The 16,063-nt window shown below is 72.5% G+C and carries 16 protein-coding genes; 8 read left to right on the top strand and 8 right to left on the bottom strand.

What is annotated here, in order from left to right; all coding sequences use genetic code 11:
• Window positions 1–46: 46 nt before the first annotated feature.
• Entirely contained in the window at window positions 47–1,093 is a 1,047-nt protein-coding gene (locus tag R9X44_RS30230) for an alcohol dehydrogenase catalytic domain-containing protein (protein WP_319817743.1), read from the top strand.
• Window positions 1,094–1,101: 8 nt separating this feature from the next.
• On the opposite strand, the gene R9X44_RS30235 is transcribed toward R9X44_RS30230, so the two are convergent.
• On the bottom strand, window positions 1,102–1,836 hold the full coding sequence (locus R9X44_RS30235; RefSeq protein ID WP_319817744.1) for a carbonic anhydrase: 735 nt from the start codon (window positions 1,834–1,836) through the stop codon (window positions 1,102–1,104).
• A 391-nt stretch (window positions 1,837–2,227) separates the two neighbouring features.
• Between R9X44_RS30235 and R9X44_RS30240 the strand changes: the two genes are divergently transcribed.
• Window positions 2,228–3,007 (top strand): hypothetical protein, encoded by a 780-nt coding sequence (locus tag R9X44_RS30240; RefSeq protein WP_319817745.1) that lies wholly within the window; start codon window positions 2,228–2,230, stop codon window positions 3,005–3,007.
• A gap of 69 nt (window positions 3,008–3,076) precedes the next feature.
• Here R9X44_RS30240 and R9X44_RS30245 read toward each other — a convergent pair whose 3' ends face one another.
• The gene (locus tag R9X44_RS30245) at window positions 3,077–3,592 is read right to left on the bottom strand and encodes a hypothetical protein (RefSeq protein WP_319817746.1); all 516 of its coding nucleotides are present in this window, start codon (window positions 3,590–3,592) and stop codon (window positions 3,077–3,079) included.
• A 412-nt stretch (window positions 3,593–4,004) separates the two neighbouring features.
• Between R9X44_RS30245 and R9X44_RS30250 the strand changes: the two genes are divergently transcribed.
• Complete coding sequence (locus tag R9X44_RS30250) at window positions 4,005–4,286, top strand: GlsB/YeaQ/YmgE family stress response membrane protein (RefSeq protein ID WP_319817747.1); 282 nt, start codon at window positions 4,005–4,007, stop codon at window positions 4,284–4,286.
• Between the two features lie 191 nt (window positions 4,287–4,477).
• Window positions 4,478–5,344, top strand: a complete 867-nt coding sequence (locus R9X44_RS30255; RefSeq protein WP_319817748.1) for a TIGR02452 family protein — start codon at window positions 4,478–4,480, stop codon at window positions 5,342–5,344.
• Here the strand turns inward: R9X44_RS30255 and R9X44_RS30260 are convergent.
• Genes R9X44_RS30260 through R9X44_RS30270 form a run of 3 tightly spaced genes read right to left on the bottom strand, consistent with a single transcriptional unit; the run spans window position 5,329 to window position 7,979 of the window.
• Entirely contained in the window at window positions 5,329–6,207 is an 879-nt protein-coding gene (locus R9X44_RS30260) for a DNA-formamidopyrimidine glycosylase family protein (RefSeq protein WP_319817749.1), read from the bottom strand. The genes R9X44_RS30255 and R9X44_RS30260 overlap by 16 nt on opposite strands.
• A 30-nt stretch (window positions 6,208–6,237) precedes the next feature.
• A complete protein-coding gene (locus R9X44_RS30265; RefSeq protein ID WP_319817750.1) occupies window positions 6,238–6,978 on the bottom strand; it encodes a TIGR03943 family putative permease subunit in 741 nt (246 codons plus the stop codon).
• Window positions 6,975–7,979: a permease gene (locus R9X44_RS30270; RefSeq protein WP_413775000.1), complete on the bottom strand. Its 1,005-nt coding sequence runs from the start codon at window positions 7,977–7,979 to the stop codon at window positions 6,975–6,977. The genes R9X44_RS30265 and R9X44_RS30270 overlap by 4 nt, the downstream gene beginning before the upstream one ends.
• A 213-nt stretch (window positions 7,980–8,192) precedes the next feature.
• On the opposite strand from R9X44_RS30270, the gene R9X44_RS30275 reads away from it, so the two are divergent.
• Together R9X44_RS30275 and R9X44_RS30280 are read left to right on the top strand one after the other, a co-directional pair.
• On the top strand, window positions 8,193–9,959 hold the full coding sequence (locus R9X44_RS30275; RefSeq protein WP_319817751.1) for an FAD-binding dehydrogenase: 1,767 nt from the start codon (window positions 8,193–8,195) through the stop codon (window positions 9,957–9,959).
• Window positions 9,960–10,544: 585 nt separating this feature from the next.
• On the top strand, window positions 10,545–11,630 hold the full coding sequence (locus R9X44_RS30280) for a TetR/AcrR family transcriptional regulator (RefSeq protein ID WP_319817752.1): 1,086 nt from the start codon (window positions 10,545–10,547) through the stop codon (window positions 11,628–11,630).
• Here the strand turns inward: R9X44_RS30280 and R9X44_RS30285 are convergent.
• Complete coding sequence (locus tag R9X44_RS30285) at window positions 11,627–11,776, bottom strand: hypothetical protein (RefSeq protein ID WP_319817753.1); 150 nt, start codon at window positions 11,774–11,776, stop codon at window positions 11,627–11,629. The two genes, R9X44_RS30280 and R9X44_RS30285, sit on opposite strands and share 4 nt — an antisense overlap.
• Before the next feature lie 81 nt (window positions 11,777–11,857).
• Entirely contained in the window at window positions 11,858–13,228 is a 1,371-nt protein-coding gene (locus tag R9X44_RS30290) for a ferredoxin reductase family protein (protein ID WP_319817754.1), read from the bottom strand.
• A gap of 275 nt (window positions 13,229–13,503) precedes the next feature.
• On the opposite strand from R9X44_RS30290, the gene R9X44_RS30295 reads away from it, so the two are divergent.
• On the top strand, window positions 13,504–14,082 hold the full coding sequence (locus R9X44_RS30295) for a TetR/AcrR family transcriptional regulator (RefSeq protein WP_319817755.1): 579 nt from the start codon (window positions 13,504–13,506) through the stop codon (window positions 14,080–14,082).
• A gap of 88 nt (window positions 14,083–14,170) precedes the next feature.
• A complete protein-coding gene (locus tag R9X44_RS30300) occupies window positions 14,171–14,941 on the top strand; it encodes a phosphatase PAP2 family protein (RefSeq protein ID WP_319817756.1) in 771 nt (256 codons plus the stop codon).
• Here R9X44_RS30300 and R9X44_RS30305 read toward each other — a convergent pair.
• Window positions 14,883–15,803 carry a LysR family transcriptional regulator gene (locus tag R9X44_RS30305; RefSeq protein WP_319817757.1) on the bottom strand — a complete coding sequence of 307 codons (921 nt, stop codon included), beginning with the start codon at window positions 15,801–15,803 and terminating at the stop codon, window positions 14,883–14,885. The genes R9X44_RS30300 and R9X44_RS30305 overlap by 59 nt on opposite strands.
• Window positions 15,804–16,063: the final 260 nt, after the last annotated feature.

Below are 16,063 nucleotides of genomic sequence, written 5' to 3' on the forward strand. Positions count from 1 at the left end.
TTCGCGGTAAGACGGGGGGACGGCGAAGGCGGCGTGCGGAGGTGTCGTGGGACTGACGATGCGGGCTTACCGGCTCGGAGCTTGGCTGGCGGAACCCGCGTTCGCGGAGGTCAAGGTACCGGAACCGGGTCCCGGCGAGGCCGTCGTGCGGGTCGCGGGGTGCGGCCTGTGCCACTCCGACCTCGCGATGCCCGGCATCACCGCCGACGTCGCCCGCGCGCTCGGCTGGCATGCCCCGTTCACGCTCGGACACGAGACTTCGGGACATGTCGCGGCGGTGGGCAGGGGCGTCCACGGGGTCGCGGAAGGCGACGCGGTGGCCATCGTGTCGCCCGCGTCATGCGGCTCCTGCCGGTTCTGCGCGCGCGGCCTCGACAGCGTCTGCCCCGAGCGCCCTTACGGACGCGGCTACGGCCGCGACGGCGGGCTCGCTGAATACGTCCTGGTGGACGACATACGGGCGCTCGTAAGGCTCCCGCCCTCCCTCGACCCGGTGACGGCGGGTCCCCTTACCGACGCGGGGGCGACCTCCTACCACGCGGTCCGCAGGGTGCTCCCGCGCGTCCCGGAAGGCGGCACCGCCGTCGTCATCGGCGTCGGCGGGCTCGGCGGGTTCGCCGTGCAGTTCCTGCGGCTGCTGACCGGGGCGCGGGTCGTCGCGGTCGACACCGACCCCGACGCGCTCGCCCGCGCGGGCGGCCTCGGCGCGCACGAGACGATCCCGGGCGGGCGCGGCGTCGCCCGTGCCGTCCGCGCGCTGACCGGCCACGGCGCGGACGCCGTCCTGGACTTCGTCGGCGCGGACGCCACCCTGCGCGCGGGCGTCGGCTCGGTCGCGCCCGGCGGCGCGTTCGGCCTCGTCGGCGCGGCCGGGGGCACCTACGACAGGCCGTGGTTCGGCGGCCTGCCCAAGGACGCCGAGATCTTCACCTTCCAGGGCTCCTCGGTGGCCGACCTCCGCGAGGTCCTGTCCCTCGCCGCCTCCGGAGAGGTGCGTAACGACACCCAACTCTTCCCGTTCGAAGAGACCACGGCCGCTTACGCCGCGCTGCGCGACGGCGCCCTGAGCGGCCGCGCCGTCGTCGCCCTCTGACCCCGGGATCAGGGCGTGAAGCCCTTGGTGCGCAGCACGTTGAGACGGCCGGTGCCCAGCTCGTAGTAGGCCCCCACGAGCCCCAGCCGGCCAGAGCCGACCCGGGAGGCGAGCGCGGGGTCGTGTTCGAGCACGGCGACGGTACGGGTGATCTGGGCGCGCACCGTCGCCTCCACGAGGTCGCCGCCCGCGCGGCGCGCCTCGGTCACCGCGGGCCGCAGCGCCTCGACGACGTCGGCGAGATGTCCCGGGGCGCGTCGGCCGCCGTCCAGCGCGCTGACCGCCGCGCTCACCGCGCCGCACCTCTGGTGGCCGAGGACGACGATGAGGGGTGTGCCGTCCTGGAGCGGGCCGTACTCGATCGAGCCTGTGACGAGGTCGTCAAGGGTGTGCGCGCCGGTGCGCACCACGAACAGGTCGCCGATGCCCTGGTCGAAGACGATCTCGGGGGACAGCCGCGAGTCGATGCACGTCACCACGACCGCGAAGGGGTGCTGCGCCTCGGCGAGCCGGTGCCGGTGCGCGCTGCTCTGGTCGGGATGCCGCAGCCGGTCGCCCACCCAGTACTCGTTGCCCTTGCGCAGCAGCCGCCACGCCTCGCCGGGCCCGAGTGACGGACTGTGCCCCGGACGCGCGGGCTCCGCGGGCCTCGCCGAGACGGGTCCGCCGACGAGCGGGCAGAGCGCGGCCGCGCCCAGCGCGCTGAGGGCACGGCGTCTGTCCAGCGCTGACGTGGGGTCCATTCGGGTCCGCCTTTCGGGGCGCGCGCCGCCGCCTTGTGACGTGGCGTCCTGAGAGCTCTGGATACCCGGTGATCTTCACCGCAAGCTCCATGGAAAACGAAAGATCACCAGAAATTCGACGTACCGGAAAACCCACGTTCACCAGCGCCGATGTTCCCGCCCGACAGCTCCTGCCGAATCCGGTAAAACGGAATCATTGGCTTTCCGGGCAGTTGTCAGAAGGTGTTGGCATTTCCACACATTCGGCCGTCTAAAGAATTACTCAAAGACCGCTTCGCGGATTTGGCCGGGCCCGGGGGAGGGGAGGAATCGCGCGGACCCCGCGGAGTCCGGTACGCGCCGCCACCCGAGGCGGCCCGACCCCGGGTCCGGCCGAGGAGGGTGTGTGAGGGTGAAAAGACCGCTGGCGCTTGCCATGTGCGGCGCGGTCGCGGCGGGTGTCGCCGCGGTGGGTGCGACGGCAGCCCCGGCTTCCGCCGCGGAATCCGGCTGGGTGTATTCCGACAAGTGGGGTGTCATCGGGCGGAACACCCTCGGCTCCCCGGTCGCCGACCTGAGGTTCGGGCCGTGGGGCCGCACGAGCGCGACGTCGGCGGCCACCCAGGCGCCGCCGTACGGGCGCGGCAGCCTCGGCCTCGAGGTCGCCGCCGGCCCGGACCCGACAGTCGTCACGAACGCCGAGAAGGTCGCCTACGGCAACGAGACCGACTTCGCGGGGCTGCGCCTCAGGGACATCAGGACGGTCCGGTACTCGATCTTCGCGGGGATGGACTCGATCGACGGCGTCGCGCTGCCCGGCATCGCCTTCGAGGTCGACCCGAACCTGAACGACACGGTCAACTACTCGACGCTCGGCTACCTGCCGCACCTGTCGACCGCGCCGTCGTCACCGTCGCCGAGGCTGCCCAACCGCTGGCAGGAGTACGACGCGGCGGCCGACGGGAGCCAGTGGTTCGCCACCGGCCAGACCGGCGCGGACAGCGGCTGCATCCTCGCCGACCCGTGCACGTTCGCCGAGCTGAAGCTCGCGCTGCCCAACGCGGTCGTCACCTACTCGGTCCAGTTCCAGAAGGGCCGCGACAACGCGTTCGTCGGCGCGGTCGACGGCCTCCGCCTCAACAACACGGTCTACGACTTCGAGTACAACGGCGTGCGCAAGCGCAAGACCTGAGCCGCCGTCCGGCACACGTGCGGGCCCCCGCCTGGTCACAGGCGGGGGCCCACACGGCGTTTCCCGGGGTCAGCCGTCGCGGTGGCCGCGCCGGGCGGCGCGGCGCGCGACGCTCAGCGCGAAGATCGCGCCGAGTGCGCCGGAAGCGCCCTCGAGCCGGGAGCGCCCGGTCGGGGTGCTCGCCGAGGTGCGGGCGCGTTCCACCGCGCCGACCACGGTCGGGTGCGTCACCACGGTCCTGCCCTGTGCGAGCGCCTGGTCGCCGAACGCGCGTGCCGCGCTCAGCGCGCGGTCCTTGCGTGAGACGTGCCTGGCCCGGTGGAGGCGGGCCCAGACCAGTGCGCCGATCGTGGCGGCGGCCGCGGTGAGCGCGATGCCCTTGGTCCGGCTCTCCGGCTCCGCGACGGCGTGGCCCGCCTTCTCCTTGGCGGCGCGCAGGCCCTCGCGGGCCGAGGTGTCGGCCTTGTCGGCCAGCAGCGTCACCGTCCTGCCGAGAGAACGGCGGGTGTTGTCGATCTCCTGGTGGACGGCCTCGACCTCGGGGTCGCGCGTGGCCGTGTGCCCCAGGTTCTCGCTGGTCATCATGTGCCCTTCTGCTGTCGGACGGGGTGTGCCCGGGACGCGCCCACGACGAGAGGTCGCGAACCCGTGCGTAAAGAACCATCCCCAATCACGGAAAGATAAACACATCTTTTCGTAGATCGTCCCGTGATCGGCGTCGCGGACGGGTTTCGCGCCCGCGTATCGAGGGGTGTGAGGGTCTCCTGATGCCGGGTTGCGTTTACAGAGCGTGTTTCCTTGTCGGCCCATGGTCGCTTTCTTCTTGCCGAATCCTGCGGTTCTGACCTGCGGTTATGTCGCCGTCTCTGGCCGCCTGGGCCGTCGGACACGCTCAGTGATAAAAGCGTGACGCGCGTCTCTTTCGGCTAAAAAGTGATTCAAGGAATGGTCAAGGGGCATGTTTCATGCTGACACCTTCTGAGTGGGAGAGAGACATATGACCGTCGCAGGAATCATCACCGCCATCGTCGTCGGCGCCATCGTCGGGATGCTGGGCCGGCTGGTGCTGCCGGGCCGCCAGCCGATCGGCGTCCTGCTGACCGTGGGCGTGGGTATCGTCGCCGCCCTCCTGGGCACCGCGCTGGCCCAGGGCGTCGGCGTCGCCACCACCAACGGCGTCGACTGGATCGAGCTGGTCTTCCAGATCGGTCTCGCGGCCGTCGGCGTCGGCCTTGTCTCGGCGCTGCGCGGCGGCAGGTCGCGCACCGGCCGCTACTGACCGGCGGTGCCCACCCGGGCCCTCAGGGCTCACCAGGGCACGGACCAGCGGCGCGCCTCTCGGGGAAGGTGTCGCCGCACAACGAGGAGGCCGTATCCGGCGGAGCCGGGTGCGGCCTCCTCGCACGTCCGCGCCGCGCCGGACGCGGAAAACCCGTTGCCGCGCCGCCGTGCCGATGAGATGTTCTCACTATGAGACTGAATCGAAAGGCGATCGCCGAAGAGACGATGGCGATCATCGAGGCGGGTTCCTACCGCGTGGCAGGCCGCACCGTCACCCTTGACGTGCCCAGGGCCGTGGCCGCCGCCCGCCTGGTCCACGCGCACGACGCGCCGCGTCCCGAGACCGGGGAGAGGGCGACCGTCCTGCGGCTGACCCCAGAGACCACCCTCGAGGCCGCGCGCCGCCTCGGCCCCGGCGTCGCCGCGCTCAACTTCGCCTCCGCCAAGAACCCCGGCGGGGGTTTCCTGCGCGGCGCGCACGCCCAGGAGGAGGCCCTGGCCCGCGCGTCGACCCTCTATCCGACCCTGCGCCGCTTCCAGGCCGAGTTCTACGACGCGCACCGCGCGGCCGGCGACGCCAGGTACTCCGACCGGATGATCTACTCGCCACACGTCCAGGTGTTCCGTGACGAGTCCGGCGCGCTGCTCACCGACCCATACGAGGTCGCGTTCATCACCTCGCCCGCCCCCAACCGTGGCGCGCTCGCCCCCGACGTCGACGTCTCCGGCGCGCTGCGCACCCGCGCCGCCAAGGTGCTCGCGCTCGCCGCCGCCGAAGGGCACCGCACGCTCGTGCTCGGCGCGTGGGGCTGCGGCGTCTTCCGCAACGACCCCGGCGAGGTCGCCGACGTGTGGGCCGACCTCCTCGACAACGCGTACTCGTCTGGGCCCGGAGCGCGGGCTTTCAAGGGCCCGACTTCGTCGGGCCGCCCGCGCACCGCGCCGTTCTCCGGTGTGTTCGAGCACGTCACGATGGCGGTGTGGGACCCGTCGGGGACGACCCCGCAGTACCGTGCGTTCGCCGAGCGGTTCAAGGAGGCTCAGGGGGCGGGCTGACACCGCGGACACCAGTAGGTGACGCGGTCGTCCTGCCCGGCGACCCGGATCGGGGTCCCGCAGCGCAGGCACGGCCGCCGCGCCCGTCCGTACACCCACAGCGGCTGCGCGGCCGACCCCGTCGTGACGCGCCTCGGCCGCTCCCGGTTCACCAGCAGCAGCCGGTGCGCGATCTCCACAAGGACGGGCAAATCGGCACGGCCCGTAGGGGTCAGCGGATGGGTCCGGCCGGTGAACAGGATCTCGGACTTGAAGATATTGCCGATCCCGGCGAGGTCGCGCTGGTCGAGCAGCGCCTCCCCGATCGGCCGCTCCGGTTTCGCGGCGAGGTTGGCGACTGCGGCGTCGGCGTCCCAGTCGGGCCCGAGCAGGTCGGGCCCGAGATGCCCGACGACCTCGCGCTCGTCGGCGACGAGCCTGAGCTGGTGCACCCGGTACCCGACGGCGGTCCCCGCCTCGGTCCGCAGCACCGCCCGGATCTGGTGGTACGGCCCGGCCTGGCGGCGCTCAGGGGCCCGTGCGTACGGCCCGGCGCGCGGGCGGCCCGACGAAGTCGGGCCCTTGAAAGCCCGCGCTCCGGGCCCAGACGGGTGCGGCCCAGACGAGTACGGCTCGGCGCGGCGGCGCGCTCCGGACGGGTACACCTTCCATGCGCCGTCCATGAGCAGGTGGCTGTGCAGGACCATCCCGTCGAAGCGGATGAGCAGGTGTTTGCCGCGCGGGACGACGTCGCGCACGACGCGTCCGGTCAGGTCGGCGGTCGCCAGGCGCGGCACGCGCAGGTCGGCTTCCAGCAGCTCGTGGCCCGCGAGCACCTCGCGCAGGTCACGCGCCGCCCGCCACACGCTGTCACCTTCCGGCACCCCTCCATCATCACAGAAGGGGCCGGGAGGTCACGCGTAGGGGTTGGCGGGCTTGGCGGTCTTCTCGACGCTCTCGGCCTGGAGCTCGTAGACGCCGTTCCCGTCCGGGGTCCCGGCGGGCCGCCAGACGCCGACGACCTCGACCCACTGGCCCTTGGGCGGCTTGGGCGCGCCGAAGACGGTCAGCCGGAGGGTGATCGCGTCGGCGGCGCAGCAGTTCAGCTGGAGCCGGTTGAGGAGCCAGCGGCCGTCCTCGCCGGTGGTGGCGAAGCCGGTCAGGCGGACCCGTCTGTCGGTGAGGGTGGCCTGGCCGCCTATCTGCGCCTCGTAGGAGCGGCCCATGAACTCGGCGATGGACATCGGCAGAGGGTCGGCGCCCGGGGGGAGGGCGTAGCCGTCGGCCACAGGCGCGGGCTTGGCTTGGATGCGCTGGTCGGTGCGCTCCGCGGTGAACACGCCGAGCTCGGGCGGCGCCATCGCGAACACGGCGACGACCGGGAGCACCAGCAGCCACGCGACCTTCGGGCCGCCGTGCCCGTGGCCGTGCCCGTCGTGCCCGTGCCCGTCGTGGTGGTCGTGGTCGTCGTCGGCGGGCCGCCAGTCGCGCCGCATCCCGGCGATGCCGAGCGCGACGAGCACGAGCGCGGCGGCGACCAGCGGGTACCGCAGCACGGGCTTGACGTAGTTCAGGACCTCCCCGCTGACCAGGGTGATCCACAGGACGGTCGCCCCGACGAGGACCATGAGCAGGTTCTGCGCGGCCCTGGTCACAGGAACACCACCCCCACGAGCGAGCTGACGGACACGGCGAGCACGAACGTCAGCGGGACGAACCTGAGCGCGAACGCCTTCCCGAACATCCCGGTCTGCAGCGCGATCAGCTTGAGGTCGACCATCGGCCCGACCACGAGGAACGCGAGCTTCGCGGTGGGGGAGAACGCGGTGAGGCTGGCCGCGACGAACGCGTCGGCCTCCGAGCAGATCGACATCAGCACGGCCAGCACCGCGAGGACGAGCACCGACGCCCACCCGATCCCGGCGAGCCCGGTCAGCCACGACGACGGCACCACAACGTTGATCGTCGCCGCCGCGGCCCCGCCGACGACGAGGAACCCTCCCGCGTGCATGAAGTCGTGCCGGACGGCCTGGCGGAAGGCGTCCCACTTGCCGCCGTCGTGCGCCGGACGGGCGGGCACCTTGATCCACTCGCCCTTGCCGAGCCACGCCCACACCCACCCGACGAGCACCGCGACGGCGAGCGACGCGCCGAACCGCGCGGCGACCATGCCGGGCTGGCCGGGAAAGGCCACGGCGGTCGCGACCATGACGATCGGGTTGATCGCGGGCGCGGCGAGCAGGAACGTCAGCGCGGCCGCGGGCGCGACGCCGCGCGCCATGAGGCTGCCCGCGACCGGCACCGAGGCGCACTCGCAGCCGGGCAGGACGGCCCCCGCCGCGCCCGCGACGGGCACCGCGACCGCCGCGCGCCTGGGCAGCAGTCTGGTCCAGGTCTCGGCGGGCACGAACGCGGTGATGGCCGCCGACAGCGCCACCCCGAAGACGAGGAAGGGCAGCGCCTGCACGCAGATCGCGACGAAGATGGTGCCCCACGCCTGCACGGCGGCGTCGGTGACGTGCGGCGCGAGCACGAGCCGGGCGGCGACGAGCAGGGCGGCGAGGCAGCCGAACAGCAGGAGTGCGGACGCGCCGGGGGCGCGGGCGGCGCGGGCGCGCGGACCGGCGGGCGGGCCGCCGGGTGCGGTGGAGATCAAGGCGGTCTCTCGGTCGTGGGTCGGGCGGCGGGCGACACGGATTCCGACGTCCGAAGGCGGCCGGGTGTTCGCCCGGGGACGCCCGAGTTATCCGATCTTGATCATGCGGATTTGTGTGCGGGGCCGCAAACCGGGCCGCGGACTTGAGCCCGTGGCACTAGCGAGCGCTTGTTCGGGTTGGTTCGCTGTGATCCCCGACACGAAAGGTCTCCCATGGACGTTCCCCTCACCCGGCGGCAGGCCCTCGCGGGCTCCGCGCTCGCGGCGACCGCGACGCTCGCCTCGGCGGGCGCGGCGCGGGCCTCCGGCAGGGCCGCCGACGCGGACGTCATCGTGGTCGGCGCGGGCCTCGCGGGCCTCGTCGCGACCGCCGAACTCGCCGACGCCGGACGGCGGGTGATCCTCCTCGACCAGGAACCCGAGTCCAACCTCGGCGGCCAGGCGTTCTGGTCGTTCGGCGGCCTGTTCTTCATCGACTCCGACGAGCAGCGGCTCATGGGCGTCAAGGACTCGCTCGAGCTGGCGCGCCAGGACTGGCTGGGCACCGCGCGCTTCGACCGGGGCATAGACGACCCGCTCGGCGAGGACTACTGGGGGTACCGCTGGGCCGAGGCGTACCTTGAGTTCGCCGCGACCGAGAAGCGGAGCTGGCTGTGGAAGCAGGGCGTCCGCTGGTTCCCGCTGGTCGGCTGGGCCGAGCGCGGCGGCGGCCTCGCCGACGGCCACGGCAACTCGGTGCCGCGCTTCCACGTCACCTGGGGGACCGGCCCGGCCGTCGTCGAGCCGTTCGCCAAGCGGGTGCGCGCGGCAGTCGCCAAGGGCCTGGTGACGCTGCGGTTCCGGCACCGCGTGGACGAGCTCACCGTCACCGGGGGAGCGGTCGACGGCGTCAGCGGCGCGGTCCTCGAACCGAGCAACGCCCCGCGCGGCGTCGCGAGCTCCCGGGTGGTCGTCGGGGACTTCGCGTTGAGCGCCCCGATCGTCATCGTGACCTCGGGCGGGATCGGCGGGAACATCGACCTGGTCCGGCAGAACTGGCCCGACTGGCTCGGCGAGGCCCCCGAGTCGATGGTGACGGGCGTGCCCGCGCACGTCGACGGCAGGATGCTGGGCATCGCCGAGGCGGCGGGCGGCAGGATCGTCAACCGTGACCGGATGTGGCACTACACCGAGGGCCTGAAGAACTGGAACCCGATCTGGGCCAACCACGGCATCCGCATCCTGCCCGGCCCGTCCTCGATGTGGTTCGACGCCGAGGGCAACCGCTTCGGCTCGCCCGACCTGCCCGGGTACGACACGATCTCGACGCTCAAGCGCATCCTCGCGACGGGCTACGACTACTCGTGGTTCGTGCTCACCGACGAGATCATCGGCAAGGAGTTCGCGCTGTCGGGCTCCGAGCAGAACCCCGACCTCACCAACAAGAACATCCCCCTGACGCTGTCGCGGGCCTGGCAGACCCCCGAGCCGATCCGCAAGTTCATGCAGCACGGCGAGGACTTCGTCGTCGCGAACACCCTTGACGAGCTCGTCGCGGGGATGAACCGGCTCACCGGGCAGAACCTCATCGACGCCGCGTCCCTGCGCCGTCAGATCGAGGCGCGCGACCGCGAGACCGTCAACGGCTACACCAAGGACGTCCAGGTCATGGGCATCCGCAACGCGCTCAGGTACCCGGGCGACCAGCTCAGCAGGACCGCGGGCGTGCACCGCATCCTCGACCCGGCCAAGGGCCCGCTCATCGCGGTCCGCCTCAACATCCTCACCCGCAAAACCCTCGGCGGCCTCCAGACCGACCTCTCCGGCCGCGTCCTCTCCGCCGCCGGAACCCCCGTCCCCGGCCTCTACGCCGCAGGCGAGGTCGCCGGCTTCGGCGGCGGCGGCGTCCACGGCTACCGCTCCCTCGAAGGCACCTTCCTAGGCGGCTGCCTCTTCTCCGGCCGCCAAGCCGGCCGCGCCGCCGCCACCGCCCTGACCTAACCCCTCCCATACCCACCCCAGATGATGACATCATCTGACAAGCCCCTCCGCGCAGCCCCTCCGGGCCCGCGCGGAAAAGCTGAGCGCACCGCACTCCCGAGACCGCGGGGCGGAGCCCGGGCCCGCCGCTGTCCTCCGGACCGCACGGCGCTCGCCACCCCGCAGTCTCTTCGGCGCGGCCGGGCTTGTTGGCCCCGCAGTCTCTCCGAGGCGCGCGGCGCTCTTTCTCCGCGCAGTCCCTTCGGGACTGCGCGGAGAAGCTGGGCGTGTCGCGCTTCTGAGACCGCGGGGCGGAGCCCGGGCCCGCCGCTGTCCTTCGGACCGCACGTGGCTCGTCGGCCCTGCGGTCTCTTGGGGCCGCGCGGGGCTCGTCGGCCCTGCGGTCTCTTGGGGCGTGCGGGCTTGTTGGCCCTGCGACCTCTTCGGGGCGGGCGGGGCCGTTCGGTCCTGCGGTCTCTTTGGGTGCGGGGCTCTTTTGCCCCGCAGTCCCGAAGGGACTGCGGGGTGGGGTTGCGTGGTTCCTTTGGGGCTGCGGGGCAGAGTTGGGATGCGGCCTTTGGGCTGTGCTGAGAAGAAGGGGTGGGTATGGGGGACGGCGGTAGGGGGGAGCAGCAGGCGCGGACTCGGCGGAGGGTGCTTGAGGCGGCGCGGGCGGAGTTTCTCGCCGAGGGGTTTCGGGGGGCGACAGTTGATGGGATCGCTGAGCGGGCGGGGCTGACCAGGGGGGCCGTTTACTCCGGGTTCGCTGGGAAGCGGGCGCTGTATTTTGAGGTGCTTGCGCTTGATGCCGAGGCCGCCGTGTTGCGCGGGCCCGTCTCGGAGCCCGTCGTCGCGGGTGCGGCTGATCCCGTCAAGGCGCTCACCGAGTTCGCGCGCGCTTGGACGGGGCGGCTTCCGCTGGCGTTGGACGACCCGGAGGCGGCGGCGCGGCTCGGGCGGGAGGTGGTCTCGGAGATCGCGGTCGATGAGTACGCCCGTAGTGCGTACGCGGGGTTGATGGCGCTTGATGCGCTGCTGCTCGGGCTCGCGCTCGAGCGGATCGACCCCTCCCGGACGTTCGGGGGGCGGCGGGTGCGCGTCGCGGAGAACGCGCTCACGCTGCTGCGCGGCGCGGAGGCGCTCGCGGCCGCCGCGCCGGGCTTCGGGGAGCCGTTCGACGTCGTCCGCGCCTGCGGGGCGATGGCAAGGGACGAGCCCGAGGAGCGCTGGGACCCGCCGCACCTGCCCTACGTCGGCAAGGCGCGCCCCGTCGACGAGGTCTGGACGCCCCCGCCCGCCCTCGACGCCGTCCGCGGCGTCCCCGCCCCGCTGGCGGCCGACGGGGTCGTCGCGGTCCTCGGCATGCGCCATCTCGGCGCGATCGAGGAGGCAGTCCGCGCCACGCCCGACGGAACAGTCACCGTCGTGCCCGTCTCGGCCGAGCCGCGCGAGTTCGGCCCGCTCGCCAGGCTCGTCGTCGCCGAGGCCGCGTTCTGCCTGCAAGCCGCCTTCCCGCCCTACGCGCTGCCCAGGCTGCGCGTCGCGCACGACCCCACGGGCGAGATATCCGCCGCCATGGGACTCGGCGGCGCGGGCGACGACACCCAGGCCGCGATCCTCGTGCGCGACGGCAGGATCGTCGCCCGCGCCGACGGCTACGGCGCGTGCCACGCCGCCGCCACAGCGCGCTAAGGCGAGTCGCCTATTCGTGGCGCACTCGTCTGACTGAACTGCTGTGGTCTGCCCGGTTTGCCGGACTCGGCGACGTTCACCTGGTGCGCCCACAGCAGGGCGAGCGCGGCGAGGGTGGCGCAGATCCAGAGCGTGACGCGGCGCATGCGTCTCCCTTCCTCACGAATGTCAACGGCTCCCGACGGAGCCGACGGCCCCACGGCCACGGTGTCCTGCGGAAGGGGGCGTCACCAGGCGAAGTCCTCGGTGTGGACCTGGTCGGGGTGGGCTCCGGCGCGCCGGACCGCGCGTCTCACCGCGCCGAGCCACGCGGGCGGGCCGCAGGCGAACACGTCGCGGTGGGCGATGTCGGGGACGAGGCGGCGCAGCGCCTCGGCGTCGTCGGTGTGCTCGGACCCCGCGGGCAGCCACGACACGCCGGAGCGGCGGCGTCCCGGCAGGAAGTGCACCTCGACCCCGCGCCGGACGGCGATCTCCCGGATCTCGTCGGCCAGGACCGCGTGCTCGTGGTGGGAGTACCGGTAGATGAAGGTCGTCTCGCCCGGCGCGAACGGGGTGTCCTCGAGCAGCGCGCGCATCGGCGTCACCCCGATCCCCGCCGCGATCATCAGCATCCGCGGGTGCTTGCGGCGCGCCGCCGTCAGCGTCCCGTACGGGCCCTCGATCAGCACCCGGACGCCCGGGGCAAGGCACGCCGCCCGGGAACTGCCGTCCCCGGCGGCCTTGACGGTGATCCGCATCTTGTCGGCCTTCGGGGCCGTCGAGAGCGTGTACGGGTTGCCGCGGCTCCAGCCGGGCCCGTCGAGGAACCGCCAGATGAAGTACTGGCCTGAGCGGGTGCGCAGCCTGTCGAGGTCGCGGCCCGTCATCGTCACCGAGACGACGCCGGGGGCCTCGATCCGCACGTCGGTCACGCGCAGCCGGTGGTAGGCCGACCGCCACAGCGGCAGCGCCACCCGGAACACCACGACGACCCCGAGCGCCGACCCGAACAGCGCCCACCAGTAGGCCCGTGCGACGGGATCGCGGAAGTCGGTGCCGTGCGCGACCATGTGCGGGAAGCTCAACGCGATCCCCAGGTACGCGTACAGGTGCAGCAGGTGCCACGACTCGTACCGGATGCGTCTTCGCACCGGCCGCAGCGACGCCAGCACCACAAGGACGAGCAGGGCCGTCCCGACCGTCGCGAACAACATCCAATGCCGATGGATGTACAACTCCCACAGCCGCACGTTGACGCCCGGCAGACCGGGCGACACCCGGCACGCCGTCGCCATCGCCAGATGACAGATCATCAGCCAGAACGCGGCGAAGCCGATCCAGCGGTGCCGCCGGATCAGCTTGTCGTGCCCGAACGCCCGCTCCACCCACGGGACCCTGGCCAGCAGCAGCACCTGGAGCACCATGAGGTCGGCGGCGAGCAGCCCGGTGAGCAGGCCGAGTGACCACAGGACGGTGTCGGACGAGGCGAGGCTCGGCGGCCCGTGGTAGCGCGTCCACAGCCACAGCACCACGACGACCGACGCGATGCCGAGCGCGCCGAGCAGGTCGGCCGGACCGAAGCGGCCGAACGCCGAGGTCTTCCCGGACGTCGTCATCGGCCCCCTTCCGTCGGCGTCGGCCCCCGGAGGCAACAATCCCCGATCGGACGGCTCGCGAAAGCAGTCCTGACCCGCGCCTTACCCAACCGATCATCAACCAGGGCGCGTCTTGACGTGTTCCGGGCGCGCCGAGGGGCCGCGATCGTCCGGGTATGTCGGGGCAAGGGGAGTGACGTGAGGTGGCTGTGAGGCAGATCTCGGGACTAAAGGCACGGTTAACCCGGCGTTCGTCCTATCGTAAAGAAACTCGATCGTTCACTTAAGGGGGACCCGTGCCGGAGCCGGTCAAGTCCCGCAAGAGCAGGGTGTCGCCGCTGCGTGAGGGCGAGGTGTTCGCCCTCGTCCTCGACCGGCTGCGCGCCGTCGGCTACGAACTCCTCAGCGTCGGCGACGTCGCCGCCGACGCGCGCATGAGCAAGGCGACCATCTACCGGCAGTGGGGCGGCAAGCCCGAACTCGTCGCGCGGGCGCTGAGCTGGCGCGGGTGCCTCGACGTCGCCGACATCGACACCGGGACCCTGCGCGGCGACCTCAAGCGGCTCGCCGTGGTCCTCATCGAACGGCGCGACCCCGAGCTGAACCGGGCGATGGCCCAGGCCATCCACCGCGACCCCGCACTGCTCGAGGCGTTCCGCACGCACTTCCTGCGGCCCGGCTCCGAGGCGACCGAGCGGCTGCTCGCCAGGGCGGTCGAGCGCGGCGAGGTCGCCGCCGACCGCGCGGCGCTGCCGTACGTGCGCAGCGCCCTGTTCGGCGCGTTCATGGGCCAGGGAATCCTCGGCGACCCCCTCGACGAGGAGTGGGCCAACGGATACGTCGACCACCTGATCGCACCGGCCCTGGGCCTCTGACCACGGCCCCACCCCCGGCTCCCCCCGTCCCGGCCCCCCGCCGGGACCGCCGTCGCCCCCGACGGCGTCCGCATGAAAGGAGCGGGCCTTGCTCCCGCAGTACTCCGTCCCGGCCCCCCGGCCGAAGATCGTCCGCGAACTCGCGCTGATCACCGTCCTGTACGCGCTGTACCGGTTCGGCCGCCTCCTCGCCAACGGCAACGTCGCCGAGGCGTTCGCGAACGCGGCGAAGGTCTGGGACTGGGAACGCGGGCTGCGGCTGCCGTCGGAGACGACGGTCCAGGCCGTCCTGCTGTACCACGACGCCTGGCCGAAGCTCGCGAACATCTTCTACACCGGGGTCCACTTCCCCGCGACGATCGTGTTCCTGATCTGGATGTTCCGCATGCATCCCGCCCACTATGTGTGGGTTCGGCGGACCCTCACGCTGCTGACCGCCGCCGGACTCGTCCTGCATCTGGCGTTCCCGCTCGCGCCGCCGCGCATGGTCCCGTCGTTCGGGCTGGTCGACACCGGGCGGCTGGTCGGGCCGTCGCCTTACGGGGACGTGGAGACCGGGGGGCTCGCCAACCAGTTCGCGGCGATGCCGTCGCTGCACGTGGGGTGGGCGCTCGTGGTGGCGATCGGGCTGATCGCGGTCGGACGGTCGCGCTGGCGGTGGCTGTGGCTCGCGCACCCGCTGCTCACCGTCTTCGTGGTGGTCGCGACGGCCAACCACTACTGGCTCGACGGGATCATCGTCTTCGCCCTGCTCACCGCGATCCTTCTGCTGCTGCCCGCGCCGGGGCGGGCCGGGCTCGTCACGCAGGTTCGGGAAGCGCGGGCAGCCGGGACGCCACGCGCACTGCGGTCTCCCTGAGCCACGCGTGCGCGGCGTCCTGGGCGTGGATCGGATGCCACCACAGCGCCTCCTTCACCGGCACCGCCTCGAACGGGCACGGCAGCACCCGGAACCGCGACCGGTCGGCGAGGCGGTCGGCGAGCCTGCGCTGGATGAGCGTGACCCTGCGGGTGCCGACGACGAGATCGGGCAGCAGGACGAAGCTCGCGGCCGACGCCTCGACGTGCGGCTCAAGGCCGAGCATCGCTATCTGACGCGCTACGGGGGCGTCGTACAGGCGCTGGTAGGAGACCCACGGAAGACGGGCTAGATCGGCAAGGGTGAGCGCGTCGCCGATCTCGGGGTGGTCGGCCGACACAAGGCACACCCACGCGTCGTCGTACAGGTCGAGCGCGTTGACGCCGCTGATGATCCCGTGCGGCATGAGCACCCCGTCGGCCCCGGTCAGGATCGCCTCTGGCTGCTCGACGAGCCCGGCCGCGATGTTCATGAACCGCACCTGGACGCCGGGGGCGACCTCGCTCAGCTCGCGGGAGAGGTCGGCGCCGAAGACCGCGACCGCGTAGTCGGACGCGTAAAGCGCGAACTCGCGCTCCTCGGTGGCGGGATCGAACTCCATCCGGGCGGTGAAGAGCTGGTCGAGCATCCGGTACGCGCCCGCCGACCGCTCCCGTAGGGCCGCGCCCAGAGGCGTCAGCTCGTAGGCGTTGCCCTGACGCACCAGCAGTTCGTCGTTGAAGTGCCGGCGCAGCCTGCCGAGCGCGGCGCTGGTCGCGGGCTGGCTGAGGCCGATCCGGTGGCCCGCGCGGGTGACGTTGCGCTCCTCGAGCAGCGCGTGCAGCGCCACGAGGAGGTTCAGGTCAAGGCTGGCGAGGTTCACGGCGGCTCACCTATCGGCTCGGTGGATGTTCTTCGGCAGGGGGATCGGCTCCACGGATCTCAGCGAGTTCTCACGATAGGGCCTGCGGCGGCGCTCGGAGCGCGTCGACGGGAGAGCGCGCGACGGGCGCGGAACCGTCGACGCCACAGGGGTTCGCGGGGTTCGGGGGTGTGGGGGGCGTAAGGAGAGCGGGTTCATCGCCGGAGATCTACCGGATTCCGGTGGACCTCTGGGGGAGCGCGGGGATGGCGTACCGGGGG

The organism is Actinocorallia sp. A-T 12471 (genome assembly GCF_033875155.1).
In the GTDB taxonomy this organism is placed as follows: Bacteria; Actinomycetota; Actinomycetes; order Streptosporangiales; family Streptosporangiaceae; genus Actinocorallia.